Annotated in this window: 2 tRNA genes and 1 rRNA gene; all 3 read left to right on the top strand. The window is 47.9% G+C overall.

From position 1 onward, the window contains the following. The first annotated feature begins 69 nt into the window (after positions 1-69). The 3 genes from HDF25_RS25640 to HDF25_RS25630 all read left to right on the top strand — a co-directional run bounded on the left by HDF25_RS25640 (position 70) and on the right by HDF25_RS25630 (position 3,320). Positions 70-144: transfer RNA gene (locus HDF25_RS25640), tRNA-Ile, on the top strand. A gap of 16 nt (positions 145-160) precedes the next feature. After that, positions 161-237: transfer RNA gene (locus HDF25_RS25635), tRNA-Ala, on the top strand. 204 nt (positions 238-441) lie between these two features. Then, positions 442-3,320: ribosomal RNA gene (locus HDF25_RS25630) — 23S ribosomal RNA — on the top strand. Positions 3,321-3,413: the final 93 nt, after the last annotated feature.

Genomic DNA, 3,413 nt, shown 5'->3' with positions numbered 1-3,413 from the left:
AAAATCTCAAAAGAAAAACCCATAGGATGAAACATCATATAGTGTTCTCATACTGCAGTAAAGACATCTAGTCCCGTAGCTCAGTTTGGTTAGAGCACTACACTGATAATGTAGGGGTCAGCAGTTCAAATCTGCTCGGGACTACATAAGTAAATTCTAAGGGGGATTAGCTCAGCTGGCTAGAGCGCCTGCCTTGCACGCAGGAGGTCAACGGTTCGACTCCGTTATTCTCCACCATCACCCATGCTTAAGATAAAAGGCATAGAAATAGGTATAGCAATGTACCGGGGATAGAAAAGTTCTTTGACATATTGGAAGAAGTTAATAAAGAAGAGCAAACAACAATAGAGACGTTGTTAGCTTGAAGGGAACAGCAATGTAACCGTAGAGATAACAACAATCAAAAAAAGCATTTCCATAGGCGCAAAAGGCTATGGAGAGAAGAAAGTAAGAAAGAGTACACAGGGGATGCCTTGGCTCTCAGAGGCGATGAAGGACGTGATAAGCTGCGATAAGCTCCGGGGATTAGCAAATATGAATTAATCCGGAGATTTCCGAATGGGGAAACCTGGCTAGTTGAAGACTAGTCGCATTACGATGCGCAAACCTGCCGAACTGAAACATCTAAGTAAGCAGAGGAAGAGAAAATAATAATGATTTCCTAAGTAGTGGCGAGCGAACAGGAAGAAGCCCAAACCAGTTATGTTACGGCATAGCTGGGGTTGTAGGACTACAATATGGCATTAATGAAATGAAGTGGAACAGGATGGGAAGCCTGGCAAAATAGCGTGAGAGCCGCGTACACGTAAGTAACATTAGTCTAGTAGTATCCTGAGTACCGCGAGGTCGGAGACGCCTTGTGGGAATCTGCCGGCACCATCCGGTAAGGCTAAATACTCCTGAGAGACCGATAGTGAACCAGTACCGTGAGGGAAAGGTGAAAAGAACCCCGAACAGGGGAGTGAAATAGAACCTGAAACTGTGTACTTACAAGCGGTCGGAGCGTCCAGGTGGCGTGACGGCGTGCCTTTTGCATAATGAGCCTACGAGTTACTCTTCTCTGGCAAGGTTAAGTGTTTAAGACACGCAGCCGAAGCGAAAGCGAGTCTGAATAGGGCGTATAGTCAGGGGAGGTAGACGCGAAACCTTGTGATCTACCCATGGACAGGTTGAAGGTGCGGTAACACGTACTGGAGGACCGAACCGATAAACGTTGAAAAGTTTCCGGATGATCTGTGGGTAGGGGTGAAAGGCTAATCAAACTGGGAAATAGCTCGTACTCCCCGAAATGTTTTTAGGAACAGCGTGGTGGTTAAGTTTAATAGAGGTAGAGCTACTGATTGGGTGCGGGGGAGTCAAATCCTACCAAATCCAGACAAACTCCGAATGCTATTAAATATACACTGCAGTGAGGCCCGGGGTGCTAAGGTCACGGGCCGAGAGGGAAAGAACCCAGACCATCAGCTAAGGTCCCTAAATTACTACTAAGTTGAACTAACGAGGTGCGATTGCATAGACAGCTAGGATGTTGGCTTGGAAGCAGCCATTCATTTAAAGAGTGCGTAACAGCTCACTAGTCGAGCGATCGTGCATGGATAATAAACGGGCATCAAGTAGTATACCGAAGCTATGGGTAATATTAATATTACGGTAGGGGAGCATTCCAGCGGCAGCGAAGTTATGACGTAAGTTGTGGTGGAGCTTCTGGAAAAGCAAATGTAGGCATAAGTAACGATAAGGCAGGCGAGAAACCTGCCCACCGAAAGGATAAGGTTTCCTGATCAACGCTAATCGGATCAGGGTTAGTCGGGGCCTAAGGAGAACCCGAAGGGGAAATTCGATGGACAACTGGTTAATATTCCAGTACTTTTTATAACTGCGATGTGGGGACGGAGTAGTGACACTGCCGCGATCTGACGGAATAGATCGTTAAAGACTGTAGGTATTGGAGAGGTAGGCAAATCCGCCACTCTAGCTGAAGGTCGATAGTACCGCAAGCCTTCGGGTAAGTGGATAGCGCAGGTAATCAGACTTCCAAGAAAAACCGCTAAGCTTCAGGTTATAAAAACCCGTACCGCAAACCGACACAGGTATCCGGGAAGAGAATTCTAAGGTGCTCGAGTGAATCATGGCTAAGGAACTCGGCAAAATGGCCCTGTAACTTCGGGAGAAGGGGCGCTGACAGCAATGTCAGCCGCAGTGAAAAGGCCCAGGCGACTGTTTAACAAAAACACATGGCTTTGCAAAATCGAAAGATGAAGTATAAGGCCTGACACCTGCCCGGTGCTGGAAGGTTAAGAGGGGATGTCATTCGCAAGGAGAAGCATTGAATCGAAGCCCCAGTAAACGGCGGCCGTAACTATAACGGTCCTAAGGTAGCGAAATTCCTTGTCGGGTAAGTTCCGACCTGCACGAATGGTGTAACGATCTGGGCGCTGTCTCAGCCATGAGCTCGGTGAAATTGTGGTCCCGGTGAAGACGCCGGGTACCCGCAACGGGACGGAAAGACCCCATGCACCTTCACTACAATTTAACATTGACATTGGATACAAGATGTGTAGGATAGGTGGGAGACTATGAAGTGGCATCGCTAGGTGTTGTGGAGTCAACGTTGAAATACCACCCTTTTTGTATTCGGTGTCTAACTCCTTCAGGGGAGGACATTGTTTGATGGGTAGTTTGACTGGGGTGGTCGCCTCCAAAAAGGTAACGGAGGCTTTCAAAGGTAAGCTCAATACGCTTGGTAACCGTATGAGGAGTGCAATAGCATAAGCTTGCTTGACTGTGAGGCAGACAAGCCGAGCAGGGTCGAAAGACGGATATAGTGATCCGGTGGTTCTGCATGGAAGGGCCATCGCTCAAAGGATAAAAGGTACGCTGGGGATAACAGGCTGATCTCCCCCAAGAGCTCATATCGACGGGGAGGTTTGGCACCTCGATGTCGGCTCGTCACATCCTGGGGCTGGAGAAGGTCCCAAGGGTTCGGCTGTTCGCCGATTAAAGTGGCACGCGAGCTGGGTTCAGAACGTCGCGAGACAGTTCGGTCCCTATCTGTTGTGGGCGTAGGAATTTTGAGTGGGGCTGACCTTAGTACGAGAGGACCGGGTTGGACTAACCTCTAGTGAATCTGTTGTTCCGCCAGGGGCATTGCAGAGTAGCTACGTTGGGAATAGATAAGCGCTGAAAGCATCTAAGTGCGAAACTAGCCACGAGATGAGAATTCCATATAGGACCGTAGCAGACTACTACGTTGATAGGTTATAGATGTAAAGCTGGTGACAGCATAGTCGAGTAATACTAATCATCCGAAGCTTTCAAGAGCAATAAACTGTTGTTTGTTCTTCATACTAACTTCTTTCAATAATATGTCATCGTTTGACAGGGCAGGCTCAGGATGAGCAAAGCCATCAGAC

The sequence above is a fragment of the Pedobacter cryoconitis genome (assembly GCF_014207135.1).
Taxonomy (GTDB): domain Bacteria; phylum Bacteroidota; class Bacteroidia; order Sphingobacteriales; family Sphingobacteriaceae; genus Pedobacter; species Pedobacter cryoconitis_D.
The sequence above is the reverse complement of the archived record's forward strand: the minus strand, read 5'-3'. Positions and strand labels throughout refer to the sequence as shown.